Source organism: Epilithonimonas bovis DSM 19482 (genome assembly GCF_900108115.1).
GTDB classification, from domain to species: Bacteria; Bacteroidota; Bacteroidia; order Flavobacteriales; family Weeksellaceae; genus Epilithonimonas; species Epilithonimonas bovis.
The window spans coordinates 1-20,712 of record NZ_FTPU01000047.1 but is presented as its reverse complement, the minus strand read 5'-3'; the positions used below and the strand labels follow the sequence as shown (position 1 = coordinate 20,712).

19 protein-coding genes are annotated in these 20,712 nt (G+C 38.1%); 9 read left to right on the top strand and 10 right to left on the bottom strand.

Annotated features, from left to right (window positions below; translation table 11 throughout):
- A partial coding sequence (locus B0B05_RS14570) for a transposase (RefSeq protein WP_076784207.1) occupies positions 1-328 on the top strand: 328 nt, incomplete at its 5' end.
- A 203-nt stretch (positions 329-531) separates the two neighbouring features.
- Here the strand turns inward: B0B05_RS14570 and dnaE are convergent.
- Positions 532-5,184: a DNA polymerase III subunit alpha gene (gene dnaE / locus B0B05_RS14565; RefSeq protein ID WP_076784337.1), complete on the bottom strand. Its 4,653-nt coding sequence runs from the start codon at positions 5,182-5,184 to the stop codon at positions 532-534.
- A gap of 165 nt (positions 5,185-5,349) precedes the next feature.
- On the opposite strand from dnaE, the gene B0B05_RS14560 reads away from it, so the two are divergent.
- On the top strand, positions 5,350-6,066 hold the full coding sequence (locus B0B05_RS14560) for a carboxypeptidase-like regulatory domain-containing protein (protein ID WP_143746045.1): 717 nt from the start codon (positions 5,350-5,352) through the stop codon (positions 6,064-6,066).
- Between the two features lie 149 nt (positions 6,067-6,215).
- Here B0B05_RS14560 and pyk read toward each other — a convergent pair whose 3' ends face one another.
- From pyk to B0B05_RS14535, 5 genes are read right to left on the bottom strand one after another with little or no spacing between them, the layout of a single operon-like run.
- Positions 6,216-7,661 carry a pyruvate kinase gene (gene pyk, locus B0B05_RS14555; protein ID WP_076784335.1) on the bottom strand — a complete coding sequence of 482 codons (1,446 nt, stop codon included), beginning with the start codon at positions 7,659-7,661 and terminating at the stop codon, positions 6,216-6,218.
- The gene (locus tag B0B05_RS14550; protein WP_076784334.1) at positions 7,654-8,127 is read right to left on the bottom strand and encodes an IPExxxVDY family protein; all 474 of its coding nucleotides are present in this window, start codon (positions 8,125-8,127) and stop codon (positions 7,654-7,656) included. Before B0B05_RS14550 ends, pyk begins: the two co-directional genes overlap by 8 nt.
- Entirely contained in the window at positions 8,102-8,872 is a 771-nt protein-coding gene (gene rnc, locus B0B05_RS14545) for a ribonuclease III (RefSeq protein WP_076784333.1), read from the bottom strand. Before rnc ends, B0B05_RS14550 begins: the two co-directional genes overlap by 26 nt.
- Positions 8,873-8,883: 11 nt before the next feature.
- The gene (gene fabF, locus B0B05_RS14540) at positions 8,884-10,131 is read right to left on the bottom strand and encodes a beta-ketoacyl-ACP synthase II (RefSeq protein WP_076784332.1); all 1,248 of its coding nucleotides are present in this window, start codon (positions 10,129-10,131) and stop codon (positions 8,884-8,886) included.
- A 23-nt stretch (positions 10,132-10,154) separates the two neighbouring features.
- Positions 10,155-10,394, bottom strand: a complete 240-nt coding sequence (locus B0B05_RS14535) for an acyl carrier protein (protein ID WP_002976354.1) — start codon at positions 10,392-10,394, stop codon at positions 10,155-10,157.
- Positions 10,395-10,572: 178 nt separating this feature from the next.
- Between B0B05_RS14535 and folE the strand changes: the two genes are divergently transcribed.
- The 6 genes from folE to B0B05_RS14505 all read left to right on the top strand — a co-directional run bounded on the left by folE (position 10,573) and on the right by B0B05_RS14505 (position 18,082).
- The gene (gene folE / locus B0B05_RS14530; protein ID WP_076784331.1) at positions 10,573-11,238 is read left to right on the top strand and encodes a GTP cyclohydrolase I FolE; all 666 of its coding nucleotides are present in this window, start codon (positions 10,573-10,575) and stop codon (positions 11,236-11,238) included.
- A gap of 114 nt (positions 11,239-11,352) precedes the next feature.
- Positions 11,353-12,822, top strand: coding sequence for a cysteine--tRNA ligase (cysS, locus tag B0B05_RS14525; protein ID WP_076784339.1), 1,470 nt, complete (start codon positions 11,353-11,355; stop codon positions 12,820-12,822).
- A 97-nt stretch (positions 12,823-12,919) separates the two neighbouring features.
- The gene (locus B0B05_RS14520; protein WP_076784330.1) at positions 12,920-13,645 is read left to right on the top strand and encodes a hypothetical protein; all 726 of its coding nucleotides are present in this window, start codon (positions 12,920-12,922) and stop codon (positions 13,643-13,645) included.
- A gap of 99 nt (positions 13,646-13,744) precedes the next feature.
- Entirely contained in the window at positions 13,745-16,399 is a 2,655-nt protein-coding gene (locus tag B0B05_RS14515; RefSeq protein ID WP_076784329.1) for a 4-alpha-glucanotransferase, read from the top strand.
- A gap of 310 nt (positions 16,400-16,709) precedes the next feature.
- A complete protein-coding gene (locus B0B05_RS14510) occupies positions 16,710-17,609 on the top strand; it encodes a hypothetical protein (RefSeq protein WP_076784338.1) in 900 nt (299 codons plus the stop codon).
- A gap of 98 nt (positions 17,610-17,707) precedes the next feature.
- The gene (locus B0B05_RS14505; protein ID WP_076784328.1) at positions 17,708-18,082 is read left to right on the top strand and encodes a Spy/CpxP family protein refolding chaperone; all 375 of its coding nucleotides are present in this window, start codon (positions 17,708-17,710) and stop codon (positions 18,080-18,082) included.
- Positions 18,083-18,148: 66 nt separating this feature from the next.
- Here the strand turns inward: B0B05_RS14505 and B0B05_RS16770 are convergent, their stop codons facing one another.
- The 3 genes from B0B05_RS16770 to B0B05_RS14495 form a co-directional block, all read right to left on the bottom strand.
- A complete protein-coding gene (locus tag B0B05_RS16770) occupies positions 18,149-18,295 on the bottom strand; it encodes a hypothetical protein (RefSeq protein ID WP_173786395.1) in 147 nt (48 codons plus the stop codon).
- Positions 18,296-18,356: 61 nt separating this feature from the next.
- A complete protein-coding gene (locus tag B0B05_RS14500; RefSeq protein WP_076784327.1) occupies positions 18,357-18,662 on the bottom strand; it encodes a DUF493 domain-containing protein in 306 nt (101 codons plus the stop codon).
- 64 nt (positions 18,663-18,726) lie between these two features.
- The gene (locus tag B0B05_RS14495) at positions 18,727-19,281 is read right to left on the bottom strand and encodes a ferritin (protein ID WP_076784326.1); all 555 of its coding nucleotides are present in this window, start codon (positions 19,279-19,281) and stop codon (positions 18,727-18,729) included.
- Between the two features lie 257 nt (positions 19,282-19,538).
- On the opposite strand from B0B05_RS14495, the gene B0B05_RS14490 reads away from it, so the two are divergent.
- A complete protein-coding gene (locus B0B05_RS14490; protein ID WP_076784325.1) occupies positions 19,539-20,417 on the top strand; it encodes a TonB-dependent receptor plug domain-containing protein in 879 nt (292 codons plus the stop codon).
- Between the two features lie 7 nt (positions 20,418-20,424).
- Here the strand turns inward: B0B05_RS14490 and B0B05_RS14485 are convergent.
- A partial coding sequence (locus tag B0B05_RS14485; protein ID WP_143746044.1) for a transposase occupies positions 20,425-20,712 on the bottom strand: 288 nt, incomplete at its 5' end.

Below are 20,712 nucleotides of genomic sequence, written 5' to 3'. Positions count from 1 at the left end.
TGTTCATGACAGTAAAGCTGTTGATTTTCTCATGAGAACTTTGGCATATTTCTTAAGTCCTGTGAAGATTATTCTTGCTGATGGAGGTTACAGAGGAGAAATCATAGAACAGGTGAAAAATAAGTTTGGTTATCTAATCAATGTGGTGATGAGAAATGATGAAAAGAAAACAGATTTTAAGCCCATTTCTAAAAGATGGATTATTGAACGGACATTTTCCTGGTTTGATAACGACAGGAGATTATGCAGGAATTACGAATTACTAATGGAAAATTCTGAAAATATGGTAAAATTATCCGCTATAAAAAATTTATTGAATAAAATTTAAACAGGCTCTAATTTTTTAAAATAATTTGATTAAAATTTTATATAAAGTGACCTGATTAGGGTAATAATGTAAAATTACTATTTTGATTAAAATAAAAAAATCTACTTTATAAAGTTAAAGTAGATTTTTTCATATAAAATATTTACATTAATAGATTTTTACTACTGCGGTGGTGGATCTTTATGTTAAATTAGTTTTTAAACTCAATTCAAAAAAACCTCATAATTATTAATTTGATGAATCACTTCCAGCAGGTTTTCATTGATATTGATATGATGCTGCATCGAGACAACTTCCAATACGGATTCGTCTTCTGGGTTTTTGATGAAGAACTGTAGTTTCTGCTCACCCTGATTTGCAATAATGTTTTCCTGGAAAAAGCGGATGTCGCTTTCGCGCAAAGTCTCAAGCGGAACGACAATGGATAAACTTTTGGCAAAAAGATCAAAAGCTTCTTTTAATTCCAATACATCGTTGACGTTTACAAAAACTCGCCCGTCTTTACCTTGTGAAAATTTGATTTTCATAATAACAAATCGCTGCACTTCCAGTTTTTCTTTCAGGCGCATATAGTCGCGGTCACCCAATCGGAAAGAATAAGAACCAGTGTAGTCTTCTAACATTACAAAAGCCACTTTTTCCCCACTTCGGAAACCATCAGCTACACGATATTCGGTAATTAATCCCGCGACTGTATATTCTTTTGTATTATCTTTTTCATTCATTTTGTCTTTCCAGCTTTTCTTCTCTTCAAAAAGTTCGGCTGTTTTTGGAGGGAAAGCCAAGTCTTTGAAAGCTTCTACTTCATCAAGATTCAGGAAGTTGAAATTTCCTTTTGGTTCTGCTTTTTTCGTAGATTCTTCTATGATCTCATCTTCCAGTCCGCCTTCGTCAGAAATTACAATATCGGGTGTTTCTTCATCTGCAGTGCTGTCGTCCGCTTCTATCACCGGCGCAACTTCGTCCAGCACAGGAATATCGTCCTTTTTCTCTTCCAGTACTGCTTTTTTCGACAGCACGCCCTGCATAAACTTGAACTGGTATTTGAACTCATCCAAAGGATGCGCAGAGAGATAAAAGCCAATGATCTCTTTTTCTCTGTTCAACTTGTGCATGTTGGGCCATTCTGCACATGGTAGCAATTTGGGCTGTTCAATTTGCACTTCTTCCGCAAAATCTGCAAACAGAGAGTTATCCATCTCATTTTTACTGTCCTGAAAACTTTGGCCATAACGGAGCAGCCTTTCCAGATTGGTTCTTCCGGCAGAATCCAAATCAAAGTATTGCCCGCGGTGGTACGAGTCAATCTCATCAAACGCGCCTGCAATTACCAAACTTTCTGCCACTCTTTTATTAACCTGAGACGAGGGAACCCGCTCAAAAAAATCATAAATATTTTTGAATCTTCCATTTTTTCTGATCGCTGTGATGGCCTCACTCGGTCCTTCTCCAATACCTTTGATAGCACCTAGCCCAAAACGGATTTGGCCTTTGTCATTCACAGAAAATTTGTAATGCGACTCATTGACATCAGGTCCCAAAACATCCACGCCAATGGCCTTGCAATCCTCCATAAACATGGTGATAGATGCTGTGTTGTTGATGTTGTTGCTCATGACGCTTGCCATATATTCGGCGGGGTAATTGGCTTTGAGGTAGGCAGTTTGATATGCTATCCAGGCGTAGCAGGTAGAGTGGGATTTGTTAAAAGCATATTCAGCGAAAGCTTTCCAGTCATTCCAGATTTTTTCGAGTTTTTGCTCATCCAGATTGTTTTTTCTGCCGCCTTCTACAAATTTCGGGTACATTTTGTTGAGGACCTCAATTTGTTTTTTACCCATTGCTTTTCTCAGGGTATCGGCCTCACCTTTGGTAAAGTTGGCCAGTTTTTGAGACAAAAGCATTACCTGTTCCTGATATACCGTTATGCCGTAGGTTTCCTCAAGGTATTCCTGAGTTTCCGGCAGGTCATAAATGATTTCTTCGGTACCGTGTTTTCTGTTAATGAAATTTGGGATGTATTTAATTGGTCCCGGACGATACAATGCATTCATGGCAATAAGGTCGGCAAAAACCGTTGGTTTCAGCTCACGCATGTATTTTTGCATTCCCGGACTCTCGTACTGGAAAATCCCAATCGTTCTTCCTTCCTTAAATAACTGATAGGTTTTGGCATCATCCAGCGGAATGTCATCAGGATTAATATCAATGCCGTGGCGCTCTTTGACAAGGTTGACGGCGTCTTTGATAATCGTTAAAGTTCTCAGTCCAAGAAAGTCCATTTTCAGCAATCCGGCGCTTTCTGCCACCGAGTTATCGAACTGGGAGACCAAAATTTCCGCATCTTTTGCGGCAATCGTGATGGGAACCAGATTACTTACAGGTTCTGGCGTAATGATAACACCGCAAGCATGGATTCCGGTATTCCTGATGCAGCCTTCCATCTTTTTGGCACTTTCCAGCACCGAGAATCTTGGGTCGTCAGGATTGCCCAGGATGGCCTTCATCTCATCAACCAGTTGCTGTTCTTCAGGTTTCAGTTTGTCATATTTGGAGAATGCTTTGGCGATGTTCATCCCTGGTGTTGAAGGGATCAATTTGGCAATCATATTGGTTTCCGGGATCGAAAGATCCAGAACCCGTCCGGCATCTTTGATCGCTGATTTTCCTCCCAAAACCGAATAGGTAATAATTTGCGCCACCTGGTCCTGACCGTATTTTTCTACCACCCATTTGATGATTTTGTCACGGCCTTCATCATCAAAATCAATATCGATGTCGGGCATAGAAACCCTCTCCGGATTCAGGAATCTCTCAAAAAGGAGATCATATTTGATAGGATCAACATTGGTAATCCCAATGCAGTAGGCAACAGCAGAACCTGCCGCAGAACCACGACCGGGGCCAACCCAAACGCCCATCTTGCGGGCCTCGTTACAGAAATCCTGTACAATCAGGAAGTAGCCCGGGTAGCCTGTATTGGCAATAACATCCAGCTCAAAATCCAGACGCTCTTTTATATCATCAGTAATTTCTGTATATCTTTTTTTGGCACCTTCAAAAGTGAGATGGGTGAGGTATGCCATTTCACCGCGTTTTCCTCCATCTGTTTCATCTTCGGGATTTACAAATTCTTCGGGGATATCAAACTTCGGCAGCAATACGTCACGTTTTAATGTATATGGTTTGAATTTGGCCAGAAATTCTTCATAGGCCTCAAAAGCATCCGGATAGGCCAGGAATGTTTCTTTGAGTTCATCAGAATTTTTGATATAATACTCATCTGTTGTGAGACCTTTTCGTTTGCCAAAGCCTTTACCAATAGGTGTTGACAGTTTTTCACCGTCTTTGATACAGCCTAAAATATCCTGTATGTTGGCATCGCTTTTATTGGTATAGTAAGTCTCATTCTGAGCCAGGATTTTGACATTGTATTTATCTGCAAACTGCAAAAGGACTTCGTTGAGGTGCTCCTCTTCGGGAAGTTTATGATTCTGGATCTGAACGTAGAAATCCTCACCAAATTCATTTTTCCACCACTGGAAGAGTTCTTCACCTTTTTGTTCTCCGATGTTAAGGATCGTACTCGGTATATCGCCATTAATCCCAGACGTTAAGGCAATAACTCCTTTTTTGTATTGAGAGATCAATGCTCTGGAAATCCTCGGGACGCCAAAATAAAAGCCTTTTTGAAAGCCAATGCTGGACAATTTTACCAGATTTTTGTAGCCTTCAAAATCTTTTGCCAACAGTATAACCTGCGTTCTGCGGTCCGGATCATCTTTGGTAAACTGCTTTTGCTCATAGCGCTCCGAGATATAAAATTCGCAGCCAACAATTGGGATCAGTTGATCTGTTGTCGGTTCCGGGTCATTAAAAGTTTCTCCCTTTTCTTCAGCTTCCTGTTTTTTGAAAAGATATTCTTTATGCTTTTTATTGGTGTCGGCATTGGCACCTTCTATAGCGGTCACAAATTTGAATGCGCCCATCATATTGCCCAAATCGACCATGCCTAATGCCGGGAATTTTTCTTCTTTTGCTTTTTTGATGAGGTCGCCAATACTTGTGGTTGCGGCAAGTGTAGAAAAAACAGTGTGATTGTCAAAATGGAAATATTTACCCAAATCAATCTCGTCAATACTGCCAAAATCACTTTGTTTTTTCTTATTATTAAAACTGGCAACCTGCCTCCTGATAACAATCCCAAATGGTTTTATAGGATTTGGATTTGCAGTTTGGAAGTCTTTTAATTTGGATTCAGGGATTTTAAGGACATCCGCGGGTATGACACCAATTCTCATCATCTCGAAAAAAACCTGAGCCGTGGCATTAACGTCAGCCGCCGCATTGTGCGCTTCGTCAAATTTGTGTCCGTATAGTTTCTCGTAGAGTTCTTCAAGTTTCGGAGATTTGAATTTACCACCGCGTCCTCCCGGGAGTTGGCAGTAATCGGTTCCCAAAATCATAGTGTCTGCTTTTGGTTTTTCCTGAAGGTTATCCTTGATGTCTTTTCGGATAAATTCTGCACCTACAATATTGTAATCAAACTCCACATTATGGCCGGATACAACTCTTACATTTTCCAAAGCCTTAGAAAATTCCAACAAAATTTCCTGTAAATCACGGCCTTCTTCATTCGCTATTTTTGTTGTAATGCCGTGGATTCTGGCTGCGTTGAAGGGGATATCATAACCTTCGGGTTTGATGATATAATCCTGGTTCTCGATCAGGTTCCCGTCATCATCATGGATCTGCCAGGCAATCTGAACCATCCTTGGCCAGTTGTCTGAATCTGAAAGCGGCGCGTTGAAATTTTTGGGTAATCCGGTGGTTTCGGTATCGAAAACTAAATACATCTACATTAGAAATTTGTGTAAAGTTATGATTTTAAAAACATAAAAAAAATCTCACTTTTCCACATATTTATTAAATCTTGGATGTTAATTCTTGCCAAAAAAGTTAATGCTGGTTAAATTGATCTTTCCATAGTCAATTAAAATTAATTTTGAAAAAAATTGCTTTTGAAAACATTTTTACTATCACTTTTTCTGATGCCTTTGTCATTTGTTTTTTCACAGCAGATTAGCGGAAGTGTCGTCTCTGATTCTGCTTCTGTCCGTCATCTTCTGGTCATCAATATCGATTCTCAGGACAAAACTTATACTGATGATACCGGCCAATTTACCTTATCAGCAAGTGTAGGGCAGAAGCTGAGATTTGTAAAAGAAGGCTACGAAAGAAAAGATATTCTTATAAAAAATAATGATTATCTGACAGTTAATATTTCAAAAGTCATTATTGAAATACCTGAGGTGGAGATTAAGAAAAAATTATCGGGCGATCTGGCGAAGGACTCCAAGTTGTTTGACGAGAATAAGCAGAAAGTAGCTCTTAATAATGACTTGTGGCACTATTATAAAGCACCTGCAAGCCTTGAAGTTTTAAAAGCCAAACCGGGAGAATTTGTACAGCCTGTAAGTGGTGGTTTTGGTATTGGTAAAATCAATAACAAATGGGTGATTACAGATCTTGTGGAGTGGCTGAGAAAGAACCTGACTGATGACTATTTTACATCGATGGGATTAGGCAAAGCGGAGATTAATTCTTTTCTGTATTTTTCTTTAAGGTCATTCGACTCCAGGATTATACTTAAATATGGACTTTGTAGCGATGGCGATGTGGGCAACCTGAAACTTCATTTCGAAAATTCATTACTGCAATATCGCACCTCTAAATAATTATTTTTAAGCAAAAAAATAAATATGAACGAATTATAATCACATCTTTTCTTGCTCAAAGTGATGTGTCTGGTCCTTACAAATAATCTACAAAAAAAACCATCAAAACGCTAATTTTGATGGTTTTTATTAATTGTTGAAAGTACAACTTATATTGTAGAAAGTCTTAGTGTATTGGTTTTACCACCATTATGCACCGGCATAGCATTCAGGTTCACAACATAATCGCCCTGCTCTACAAATCCGTAGTTGTGGGTCAGCATATTCACCTGGATTACAGTTTCGTCAGTCGATTTTTGCATATCATAGTAATAAGCTCTTACACCCCAAAGCAAATTCAGCATCGTAATGACTCTCTTATTGGAGCTGAAAACGATGATGTGTGAAGATGGTCTGTGAGCAGAAATCTGGAACGCTGTATATCCTGAAGTGGTTAGTGTAATAATGGCTTCAGCACCTGTTGATTTAGCAATATCAACCGCAGAACGGCAAACTTTATCGGTAATAAATCTCTCGTCTACGCAGTTGATTTTTTCTTCGATAACGTGGTTTAGTTTTGAATAGAGTGGTGTTTTCTCGATATTTTTAACAATTTTTGACATGTTTTTTACCACGTCTACCGGATATTTACCTACAGAGGTCTCGCCGGAAAGCATTACAGCATCAGCACCATCCAAAACAGAATTGGCAACATCATTCACCTCTGCTCTTGTAGGCGTAAGGCTATTGATCATGGTTTCCATCATCTGCGTCGCAATAATTACCGGTTTTGCATAGAGTCTTGCTTTGTTGACAAGGTTTTTCTGAATAACAGGAACCTGCTCCATTGGCACTTCTACACCCAGGTCACCTCTGGCAACCATCAGGCAGTCACATTCCATTAGAATCTGGTCGATATTTTTTACACCTTCTGGCTTTTCAATCTTAGCAATAATTGGTGTTTTTGTCTTGTTGCTGGGGTGTTTTGCCATCAGATCTTTAAGATCAATAATGTCCTGAGCGTGACGAACAAAGGATAATGCAATCCAGTCAAATTCGTTATCCAGCATAAAGTTGGCATCCTCTATATCTTTCTCTGTCAAAGCTGGCAGAGAAACTTCTGTATTGGGTAGGTTCACGCCTTTTTTTGAACTTAATGGTCCTCCTTGGATCGTTTTTGCTCTTACGGTATCCACATTATTAGTCTCAATCACCTCAAAAACTAATTTTCCGTCGTCGATAAGAATTCTTTCACCAACTTTTACATCCTGAGGAAACTTCTCATAAGTCATGTAAACTTTGGTTGCATCACCTTCCATTTTTTCATTTGTAAAAGTCAGGATATCACCCGGATTTAGGAATGAACCTTCTTTTACAACGCCTACTCTTAATTTTGGGCCTTGCAGGTCACCAAGGATAGACACGGAGTATCCATACTCTTTATTGATTTCGCGGATGATGTCCACATTTCTTTTCACCAGCTCGTAATCGGCATGGGAAAAATTGATTCGGAATACATCTACGCCAGCCTGGATCATCTGGATCATTGTTTCCTTGTTAGAAGATGCCGGACCCAGTGTTGCTATTATTTTTGTTTTTTTTAGGTTTTTATTCATAATATTGGATTAATTGATAAAGTTCCTCATCAGAACTTAGAGAATATTCCTGAATTTGAAATATAAAATTTTCCGGGAGCAAAATTAACGAAAAATCCGCAAACATATCAGAATTAGTTAAAATGTAATCAGCATCCTGGTGCACATTTAGTAAAAATTTAATATTCGATTCATTTGAAAACAGCTCATTCTGCGTTTTTTTCTCGACAGACAGGATAGATTTGTTTGAAATAAAGGTGAAACAATTTTTGGAAAGCCTGTCATAAGCCTGATATCGTGAAAAATAATAATCAAAGTATTGCCCCTCTATTTTGATATCCGCAGTTCTGCTGAACTGAAAATCATTAGCTCGGTTGATCATAAAAAACAATTCATACTCCGGGATTGGTTTTATAAGACGAATCAATCCGATACTGATCTCTGTAAGATCTTCCTCTAGCTTAAGAAACTGTTTTTTGATTTTCAATAATATTTTCTTTTTTGCTTAGTACATAAAAAGCACGTTGGGCGGCCTTTTCTTCAGCTTTTTTCTTACTGGCTTCTACAGCGTTGGATATTTTCTCGTTATGAAGCCAAACGTAGCAGCGGAATACAGTGACTTTGTTAGCCTGTAATTCTTCGCAGGTCTCATATTTTATAGGAATTTTTTTCTTTTGGCTCCATTCCAGCAGCAGACCTTTGTAGCTGATGATTTTATTTTCGAGTTTGTTGATTGTCGACGGTGTCAGGATTCGGTCTAATACAATTTTTTTGCAAAATTCATAATCGATGTCCAGATAAATGGCCCCTATAAGCGCTTCCAACAGATTGCCGGATATATTTTCACTCAGGACAGTGTGACTGATGTCGGCTTGTAGCAGACTGCAAAGTTTAAGATCATCTCCCAGTTTATTCAGGTTTTTCCTGTTGACAATCTTGGATTTCATCTGTGTTAGAAATCCCTCATTCTCATTGGGGTAAGTGTGAAAAAGATGACAGGAAATTATGGTTCCCAATACAGAATCCCCTAAAAACTCAAGGCGTTCATAATTTTTTTTATTCGTGTTTTTTGAAGAAGTTTTCAGAGAGAAAGCTTCTTTGTAAATCTCCAAATTGTGGATATTGTATCCTACCAATTCAGAAATATTTTTGCGAAATAGATTATCTTTTTCCGAAAGTTTTTGTGTTCTGTTTTTAGGAAGGAATCTAGAAAAATAATTCTTCAACTCCATAGAACAACATATTATATTTTTTTGAAAAGAACGCAGGCATTATGTCCTCCGAAACCAAATGTGTTACTCATCGCAATATCTACATTTTTCTCAACGGCCTTGTTAAAGGTGAAGTTAAGTCTGCTGTCGATACTTTCGTCATCTGTAAAATGGTTAATCGTTGGCGGAACAATGCTGTGAACAATTGTGTTAAGCGCTGCAATAGCTTCAATCACACCTGCAGCACCCAAAAGGTGACCTGTCATTGATTTTGTAGAATTGATCTGAAGATCAAAAGCATGTTCTCCAAATAATTTTGCAATAGCGTTAGATTCGGCAATGTCTCCCAAAGGTGTAGATGTACCGTGCATATTGATATGGTCTACCTCATCTGCGGTAACATCAGCATCCTGAAGACAGTTTTGCATTACCAGATAAGCACCAAGGCCTTCCGGATGTGGCGCTGTCATGTGATAAGCGTCTGCACTCATACCGCCACCGGATAATTCTGCGTAGATGGTTGCGCCTCTTTTCTTTGCATGCTCATATTCTTCAAGAATAATACAGCCCGCGCCCTCGCCCAATACAAAACCATCACGGTCTTTATCAAAAGGTCTGGATGCCGTTTTGGGATCATCATTTCTTGTAGAAAGTGCGTGCATTGCGTTGAAACCGCCCATTCCGCTGGCTGTAACTGCTGCTTCTGAGCCGCCACATACAATCACATCTGCCTTACCTAGCTGTAACAGCATTTTGGCATCAATCAAAGCGTTGGCAGAAGATGCACATGCAGAAACTGTTGTATAATTAGGCCCGTGGAAACCATATTCTATGGATATATTACCAGGCGTAATATCTGCAATCATTTTTGGAATAAAAAATGGGTTGAACCTCGGGATATTATTGGAAGCAGCCCAGCCCAAAACTTCTGTTTCAAAAGTTTCCAGCCCGCCAATTCCGGATCCCCAGATGACACCCACACGGTTTTTATCCACATTATCTTCTATAAGCCTGCTGTGTGCGATAGCTTCTCTGGCCGCAATCTGCCCAAACTGGGAGTTACGGTCCATTTTTTTAGCCTCTTTTTTATCAAAATAATTAAGAGGATTGAAGTCTTTTACCTCGCAGGCAAACTTAGTTTTGAAATTTGTGGAATCAAAAAGAGTAATAGGAGCAGCACCACTCTCGCCCTTTATAAGGTTTTCCCAGTATTCTTTAGCATTATTTCCAATTGGTGTAATAGCGCCGAAGCCGGTTACAACTACTCTCTTTAATTCCATAAATTTATTCTATCTTGATAATATTATTTGTTTACAACTTCTTCGATGTAAGCGATAGCGTGACCAACAGTTGTAATTTTTTCTGCCTGATCATCAGGGATTTGGATGTTGAATTCTTTTTCAAACTCCATGATAAGTTCTACAGTATCCAAAGAATCAGCTCCTAAATCATTAGTGAAGCTAGCTTCTGGAGTTACTTCTGTTTCTTCAACGTCAAGCTTATCAGCGATGATAGCTTTTACTCTTGATGCAATGTCTGACATAGTATTTTATTTTAATTATGTTAATTTGGTGCAAATATATAAAATTTCAAATCATTTCAATTTTTTTTTACTTTTTTCAGCTTCTCCATACGCTATTCTTTTTATAATCATCTCATTAAAATTACTCCTGACATAGTCCGCAAATTTGTTTATTTTTGCAATAATTATTAATGCAATTATGGAAGATTTTCCTGATAATGATGACGATCTTTTTACAGGCAAAGATCATACCCCACTCAGAAAAGACGCTTTTGACCTGAAACCGGAAGAGAAAGTAAAGAAAATAGAGCAACTGTTTGGTGAGATTATGCAGACTCTTGGCCTGGATATGACCGATGACTCTCTGAAAGATTCTCCCAAACGGGTGGCAAAAATGTATGTCAATGAGATTTTTGGTGGCCTTTTGCCAGAAAATAAACCAGGTATCTCAACATTCAAGAATCAGTATAAATACCGCCAAATGCTGGTGGAGAAAGATATAACAGTCTATTCTTTCTGCGAACATCACTTTTTACCAATCATTGGGAAAGCCCACGTAGCTTATATATCCAATGGAGAAGTGATAGGGCTGTCAAAAATCAACCGGATTGTAGATTATTATGCCAAACGTCCGCAGGTTCAGGAGCGGCTGACAATGCAGATTGTAGAAGCGCTCAAAGAAGCTTTGGGTACCAAAAATGTGGCTTGTATTATAGATGCCAAGCATCTTTGTGTCAATTGCAGAGGGATAAAAGATACGGCCAGTTCTACCATTACTGCTGAACTGAGCGGAATTTTCCGAACCAATCCTATTACCAGACAAGAGTTCCTGCATTATGTAGGTAGCCACGCAAAATTTGATTAAATAAATGATAAAGTTTAGAAAATATTTTTACAAAATTATTGTAACAACAATTGTCTGTTGTTGATTTTCTATATCAACTATTTAATCATTTATAATTTATCATTCATAGAAAATATGCAACTCAAAATATACAATTCACTTTCCGGCGAAAAAGAAGTTTTCCAACCTTTATTAGAAGGTAATATTGGGATGTACGTTTGTGGGCCAACGGTTTACAGCAACGTGCATTTGGGTAATGTGAGAACATTTTTATCCTTTGATTTTATTTACAGAAGCCTTCAGTTTTTGGGATATAAAGTCCGATACGTCAGAAATATTACCGATGCAGGACATTTGACAGACGATGGCGATATCAATAACGACCGGTTTATCAAGCAATCCAGGTTGGAAAAGCTGGAACCGATGGAAATTGTTCAGAAATATACGGTGGATTTTCACGAGGTTCTTAAAAAATTCAATCTGCTGCCACCGACTATTGAACCAACTGCCACCGGCCACATTATCGAGCAATTGGAACTGACGAAACTTTTGGTAGACAAAGGTTTTGCTTACGAAAGCAATGGTTCCGTCTATTTTGACGTGTTGGAATATAATGCAAGAGGTCTCAATTACGGTGAGCTTTCCCATAGGAATATAGAAGAATTATTTGCCAACACAAGAGATCTTGACGGTCAGGGCGAGAAGAAGAATCCACAGGATTTTGCGCTTTGGAAAAAAGCATCACCGGAACATATTATGAAGTGGCCATCGCCTTGGGGAGAAGGTTTCCCAGGCTGGCATCTTGAATGTACGGCGATGAGTACAAAATATTTGGGTGATCAGTTTGATATTCATGGTGGTGGGATGGATCTTAAATTCCCACATCACGAATGCGAGATTGCCCAAGGCAAGGCCTGCAACGGTGTTGAGCCTGTCAAATATTGGATGCACGCCAACATGCTGACAATGAACGGGCAACGGATGAGCAAATCGACCGGTAATTATATCTTGCCAATGCAACTGATTACGGGCAATAATGACTTTTTTGAGAAGGCATTTCACCCAAGTGTACTCAGATTTTGCTTTTTGCAGGCGCATTACAGAAGTGTTCTGGATATTTCTAACGATGCAATGCTGGCAAGCGAAAAAGGCTTCAACAGGCTGATGGAAGCGGTTAGGATTCTTAATACAGAATCTGCAGTAGAAGGTATCGAGACGTCATCTTTTGATCTTAAGGCCTGGAAAGAAAAAGTTTACGATGCTTTAACAGACGATTTTAACAGCCCTGTTTTGATTTCTCATCTTTTTGAGGTGGTGAAATTTATTTCGGCTTCAAAACTTGGGAAAGAAAGTATTTCAACCAGTGATTTTGAAGATTTAAAACAGTTCCTGAATGCTATTGTTTTTGACGTGTTGGGATTGCAGACGATAGAAGACTCAAATAATGATAAGCTTGACCAGACGTTGCAGGTTTTGATCGAGTTGAGAAATCAGGCCAGAAAAGCTAAAAATTGGGATCTGTCTGACCAAATCCGCGGCCAGCTGCTGGAAAAAGGCATAGAGCTGAAAGATGGCAGAGAGGGCACGACATATCAGCTGATCTGATAAATCATTCATAAATATTTTAAAAATACGGTTAACGAAAGTTAAACCGTATTTTTATTTTCAGAAAGAAACCTATTTTTGAAAAAACGACTGCCGCTTGAAAACTTGTTTACCACTTCTTTTTGTTCTGATTTCTGGGTTGATATTATCTCAGAATATTTCCGGGAAAGTCATGTCAGAGGACGAAGTCCTGATTCCCAAAACCCTGATTGTAAATATGAGAACCAATGAAAAAACTTACAGCGATTCGCAGGGAAGTTTTACAATCAGTGCTAAAATGGGTGACGAGATCCGTTTTGCGAAAGAACGTTACAAACTGGCAAAAATCCTTATCACTAATAGCGATCAACAGACCGTGCGGCTCGAGAAAATTCCGCAGGAGATAGAGGAGGTTAGGTTCATCAACAAAAATATTGTGCAGTCTCAAGAAGAAGGATTAAGGACATCAATTGGCTTACCCAAAGGTCCGGAAAAGCCACGCGAGAAGCCCGTTGATTTGAAGGACGACTTTCTGAGAATTCCGCCCATCGTAAGTATTCAAAATATTTATAATGCAATTAGTGGGAAATCTAGGCGCCTGAAAAGGCTTTATAAATATGAAGACCTGCAGGAAGGCCTGTCCTGGATCCGCAATAATATCGATTACCAATATTTTGCAGATGCAGGAATCCCTGCTGAAAAAATGAATGATTTCCTCATGTTTGCACTACGTGACGAAAGAGTGCTCATGTATATGAAAGCAAAAAATATTGGTGGTATTACTGTTGAGATGGACAGGCAGATAGATCCTTATCTCGAAGTTCTAGCTGTCAGTAGGAAGTAACTGGTCTTAAATTATTAAGCATATTATTCATAAAATTTAGTTTTTTATCCAAATATCCAATAAATCATTAAATTGCGTCCATATTAACAGACCTTAATAATGAAATTATACTTTAGTGTTAACTTCGGAACAAAAGTTGGCCAACGGCTCGTTTTACGCCTGTTTGAGGGCGAAAATGAGCATCGGGACTACGATTTGACCTATTCCGAAAATAATAACTGGACCACAGAACTGGATTATTTTTCTAAAGCGATTCTCTACAAATATCTTGTGGTGAACGAAGATGGGGAAGTTTTGGAGGAAGAGATTCCTTTTCACAAACTCAATCTCCCCAATAGTTTTAAAGAATTTGTAATCTTTGACCAATGGAATCTCAAAAACTTTCCTGAAAATTATTTAACCAACAAAATTCTGCATAATCGTTTGCAAGGTTTTCAGCCTGCAAAACAACCGGTAGTTAAGAAGCATACGCATCTTTTCAGAATAGAAGCGCCACTTTATCATCCAAATTGGCAATTGGTTTTGGTTGGGAATGTGGATGCTTTGGGAAATTGGGATTACGAAAAAGCTGTTGAACTGAGCGAAACAGATTACGGCGTTTGGGAAACCGGTGTTGAGATCAATACCCATCAGACGATACTTTATAAATACGCGATTAGAGATAAAAATACAGGCAAGGTGTTCTACATAGAACCGGGTGATAACCGTTGGGTTTTTGGTAATCCGAACAAGGATATCCTGTATGTGAAAGCTGACCATTATTTCAAATTTGATAATCATACACTTTGGCATTCTGCGGGTGTCGCCGTTCCGGTTTTTTCTTTAAGAACGGATGATGGTTTTGGCGTTGGGGAATTTCCTGATATCAAAAAATTGGGAGACTGGGCTAATGAAACTAAGCTTTCTGTCATCCAAATTTTGCCGATCAACGATACAACTGCGAATTATACCTGGACAGATTCTTATCCTTACGCTGCGATTTCGGTTTATGCGCTTCATCCGCAATATCTTTCGATTGAGAAATTAGAATATGCTTTGCCAAAAGATTTGGTTGAAGATTATCAGGCAAAAAAAGCAGAACTGAATGCTTTGAGTTTGATTGACTACGAGCAGATGATTTCCGGAAAATGGAAATATACAACGGCTGTTTTCGAGGGAAATCAAGAAGCGATTCTTAAAGATAAAAACTTCAAAAAGTTCATTAAAGATAACGAAGAATGGCTGATGCCTTATTCTGCATTTTGTGTTTTGAGAGACAAATACAAAACGCCGAATTTCAATGAATGGAAGACTCATAAAAAATATGTTGCCGGAAAAGTAGCGACACTTTATTCACCAAAACATAAAGAGTATTCTCAATTGATGCTCCACGCTTGGGTGCAATATCAATTGCATTTGCAACTTCAAGATGCTGTAGAATATCTTCATAAATTGGGAATTTCCGTGAAAGGAGATTTACCGATTGGGATTTACCGATATTCTGTAGAAGCTTGGACAGAGCCGGAATTATTCGGAATGGATTTCCAGGCTGGCGCACCGCCTGATCAATTCTCAGATTTGGGACAAAACTGGGAATTCCCGACTTATAATTGGGAAGTGATGAAAGCCGACGGTTACCAATGGTGGAAAAAGCGTTTCAAAGTTCTGGAGCAGTATTTTGATGCCATGCGGATTGACCATATTCTTGGATTTTTCAGGATTTGGAGAATGCCGATTTCTGCGACCCAAGGTTTGCTGGGTTATTTTTATCCGGCGCTTCCAGTGACTGAGAAAGAATTTGCGGACAGACAGATTCCGTTCAGCTATGACCGTTATGTGAAGCCATTTGTGAATGACCCGATTCTTTGGGAAAACTTCGGTGAATTCAAAGAAAAAATTCAGAATCATTTCTTCGATAATCATCATAACGGGACTTACACTTTCAAGCCGGAGTTTGACACCCAGAGAAAATTAACCGATTATTTCAAGAAGGAATCCTGGGATTGGGCAGAAGAAAAATTGATTTCTTTAGCCGGAAATGTTCTATTCTTAACTGAAGAAACTGATAACGGAATCGTTTATCATCCAAGATTCAATATTGCGAAAACGACATCTTACAAATATCTTCCGGATTGGGAAAAAGCAAAACTTATAGATCTTTATAATGATTATTTCTTCAAGCGTCAGGACGGGCTTTGGTATCAGAAAGCGATGGAGAAATTACCGGCTTTGCTTAATTCTACAACGATGTTGATTTGTGGAGAAGATTTGGGACTGGTTCCGGATTCGGTTCCTGTTGTGATGGATCAATTGGCGATTACCGCTTTGAAAGTTCAGAGAATGCCTTCTGATAATATACCTTGGTATAATCCAAAAGACGCCAGTTACCTGAATGTCGTAACAGCTTCTTCACACGATAGTTCTACACTGAGACAATGGTGGCACGAAGACAGAAATCTCACACAGAGTTATTTTAATACACAATTAGGGCAATATGGAACTGCGCCGTGGGATTTAGCTCCGGAATTGTCGGAAATGATAATGAAACAGCACCTTTTCACCAATGCGATGTTAGCAATTTTCCCGATTCAGGAATTTTTGGCAACTGACCAAGAATTGATGAATCCGAATATGGATGAGGAGAGAATCAACAATCCTGCAGTTTTCCCACATTATTGGAGATACAGGATGCATCTTAAATTAGAAGATTTGAAAACCAAAGACAGATTCAATCAGAAAATTGCAGGTTGGATAGAAAGTAGCGACCGATATTAATATCTAAATCTGCATTATTCAAAATTTTGATTTGAATAACTTTTTATAGAACCCTTTCAGAGTTTCATGCTTTGAAAGGGTTCTTTTTTTATTATGATTAATAAAAATTATTAGCCTGATTGTCAGATGTCAATTTGTTTTTTGAATTGATTTCAAATCTAAATTTAAATTTTAGTTTAACTTTTATTATCCGTCAATATCCAAAAGACAGAAAGTTCCATTGGAGAAAAATGGATTTTCGAATTTAATTTTAAAATAAAAGAAAATGAAATCAATGATTCACGAATACCAAAATAAAAATATCTTAACAATGAGTAAAAAGATATTTTTGACACTTGCTATAATTTTTGGCGGATTAGTTTCTGCACAGGATTATTACGATACTTACCCACAGGACTATAACGGATACGAATATTATGACAGCTCATACGATTACCCGGACGATTACTATTACAACTATCCTGCGGATTATTATCCCGACCAATATTATCAAGGCTATTATAACGATTACAGAAACGCTGTTTTCTCTGTAAACTGGGATCAGTTTTTTGTACAATATCGTTTGAGCCCATTCCAAATCAATCAGATTATGTTGCTGAACAACCGTTTTGCATCTTACGCCGCCTGGAACTCTTATTACAGATATAATCCGGACAGATGGTATTATGACAGGTTTTACGCGCTTCAAAATATTTTAGGGCCAAGGATTTTTGTAGTCTATCAGAATGTTTATTTCCGGGGTGCAAGCCCGTTTGTGTATTACAGAAACCGTTGCGTGAACTTCTATGCAAGACGTTATCCGGTAAGACCGGTTTACAGAAATGTAAATATTGTTAACTACAGGGTTGACCGAAATAATTTCCGAGCAAACTTCCGGGAACCGATGAGGAATAATAACATCAACCCAAGAGCTTATAATAATGATGATGTGCGCAATGGTTTACCACGAAGTGGCGCAAATGGAAATTCTGGTATAAGGCCGAATGGCAATAGTGGTGTAAGATCAGGTAACGATGGTAGTTTTAGAAATAATCGTGTAGAAGCGGACCGTACAATGCCATCATCAGCTCCCAGATCTGAAGGATTTAGAAACCAAAGCGGAACAAGACAAAACCAAAGTGTTGAGAGATCATCACAAAACAGGAATAACAACAATTCGGGAAATTCTGGTGGTTATAGAAGTTCAGGCAATAGATTGGTATCCAGATAACAGAGTTTAACAAAAATTTATCATTTTGACCTTTAACATTATAATAGTCATAGGATCAAAGAGTCAGTAAAATAATTAATACTAAATCAATTAAAAAAATGAAAAAGTTAATATTAAGCATGGCATTTTTGGGACTAGGAGTTTTCGGATTTGCCCAAACTACAGCAAAAGCAGACCATTCTCAGAAAAAAGCTGAACATCTTCAAAAGATGAAACAGGAACTGAATCTTACTGATGCACAGGTAGCACAACTCACGGCTTTACATGATAAAAAAGCTGCCGAAAGGAAAGAAGCAATGGCCACTAAAAAAGATGGCAGAATGCAGAAGATGAGAGAAAATGATGCAGAGATGCAAAAAATTCTGACGCCTGAGCAGTACAAAAAATTTCAGGATATCAAAGCTCAGAAAATGGCCGATAGAAAAGCAAAATTCCAATCAAGAAAGGCGAATGCCACAAGTGTAAGTAAATAATACAACTTGTAGATAGCAGAAAAGCGTTCAGAAATACTGAACGCTTTTTTTTTGGTCTCATTTTTATTAATCCAGAGAATTAATAAGAACGATATAACGGTATGCAAAGATCGCTTTCTGCAGTTTTGAAAGTTTGGTAAAATCTTTCTTATTGTACTTGGGTAAGACAGCCTTATTTATTTTATTAAGTAATCTGAAGACAGCCTTTTTCATATTGATGAATTTGGTTACAAAAATTACAATTATCAAGCCGTTTGTAATTTTTAAATACAGCTTACAGCATCATAACGCCCTCTATCTTACCCACTTTCTGATAAATATCTACCACCTGATCTGCGTCCAGAACAAAGCAATTCACTGAGACAGACGTGTATTTGCCATTAGAACTTTCTCTGTTAGACAGAGTGTATTTGAAACCGTCAAAAACTTTTAGGATCTCTGTTATTTTCCCCGAATCGCTGGGGATAATGAATTTGAAAAGGTATTCCTCCGGAAAATTATGCTGTTGTTCCAGTTTTTCTTTTAGCGAGATGTAAAATTCTTCAGGATTTGCATGATTGCTTTCTATGATATTTGCCATATAGATTGTATAAAAAAGATCTTCGCAATAGTACGAAGATCAAAGATAATGATAATTTTTTTCTTTACGAAGGGTTTTCTGCTGTAGCAGTTTCGGGCAACGGTACATCGTCGGGAGCGGCTTCCAGTGCTTTGTCCAGTGAGAAGAGCGACTCGTCTGAAGCCCTGTCCCCGCCAGCTATTTTTAATTTATCGATGAGTTCTAAGGCCAATTTTTCTTCTTCGATCTGTTCTTTCACAAACCATTGCATAAAATTCCAGGTGGCCCAGTCCTTTTCCTGAAAAGACAAGTCCACAAGTGCGTAGATCGACGTGGTGTTATCTACCTCATGCTGGAAAACCTTATTAAAACAGTCGGTTAAATTTTGAGGGTTTTCCGGAGGAGCCGGTATTGCTTCAACCCTTGCTTCTCCGCCTCTATCAAGGATATAGCGCATAAACTTGATCATATGATTTCTCTCCTCCTGAGAGTGTCTGTAAAGAAAATTGGCAATCCCGCCGTACCCTTTAACGTCTGCCCAGCAGCCATAAGACAGGAATATTTGTGAAGCGTGACCTTCTTTTGTCATCTGTTTGATTAACGCATCCTGCATCGCGGATGATAGCCTGTTTGTATTCATAATATTGATAGATTTTGATTAGTAAGATATGATTTTCCAATGACCCAGTTGGAGTGATTAGTCTTTCAAAAACTCGTTAAGACAAATATTGCGCCATAAATTGAGGAAATAAAATTCAGTAAGATTATAATTAATTCAGGGGTAATGTTTTTTAAATTGCTGACTTTCAGTTGATAATATTATTATTTAACATAATTAACATTTTATTAATAAAATATTTATATTCGAGCGATAAGGAATTAATACTTGAGAATATTATGAAAAAAAATTATGTCAAATTACCATTGCTGATTGCTGCGCTCTATTTTGGCGGTGATCTGCATGCTCAGTCCGTCAAGGACAGTAGCGGTAAAGAAACTAAGATTGAAGAAGTTGTGGTGATTGGTTATGGGACACAAAAAAAAGAAAACGTAACGGGAAGTATCGGTATTGTGTCTGCCAAAGATTTAGCCGATAAGCCTAATGCAAACCCATTGAGTTCTGTACAAGGGAAGCTATCAGGAGTCAGTGTTGTTAATGCTGGAACACCAGGAGGATCGCCAAGAGTAGATATCAGGGGGATTGGTTCATTGTCCGGTAATACGGTCTTTATAGTCGACGGGATGATTACAGAGGATATCTCTTTCTTGAACCCTCAGGATATAGAGTCGATGAGTGTATTAAAAGATCCGTCCAGCTTGGCAATTTTTGGTGCTAAAGCAGCCAATGGTGCAGTAATTATCAAAACCAAATCAGGGAAGGGAAAACCTGTTTTTAATGTTAATTCTTATTTAGGGATTAAGACAGTTACCAACGTGCCAAAGATGGTAAATGGAGATCAGTATATAGAACTTTATAATGAGAAGCTTCTGAATGACAGAGCTACAGATCCTGCTTTTATTACAAAAGCTCAATATCCTGGTTATACGGATTGGTTTAAAGAGATTTTAAGAACAAGCATTATCAATTCAAATGATTTTTCGGCTGCAGGAAGTTTGGGTAAACTCAATTATTATGGCAGTGTTGGCTACCTTCAGGACGAAGGAAATCTAGCGGCCGGCCAGGGAATAAATTCCGGAAGTGGTTTCAATCGATTTAATACCAAATTAAATCTAAGTTATAAAATCACGGATAATATAACTATTGGAAACTCGTAGTGCATTATCAAACGAGATTTATTTTTAGGTTGTTTATATTTCTATCAAAAATAAATCTATTCAAAAACTGAATAGTTGTAAGGGTTGTAATTTTAGCCAAAATTCTTGTTTTAAAACCTTCAAAAGTTTTGGCGTAGTTTCTTCTAATCATAAATTGGTCACAAAGTTGAGAAAATAATGTTTCTATTCTCTTGCGATATTTTTTGAACTGATAGAACTGTGGTTTGTAGTCTTTTTGATTTTTCCTTTTAGGGGTTTCCAACTCTATATTTACCTCATTGAATAAGTCTAATTG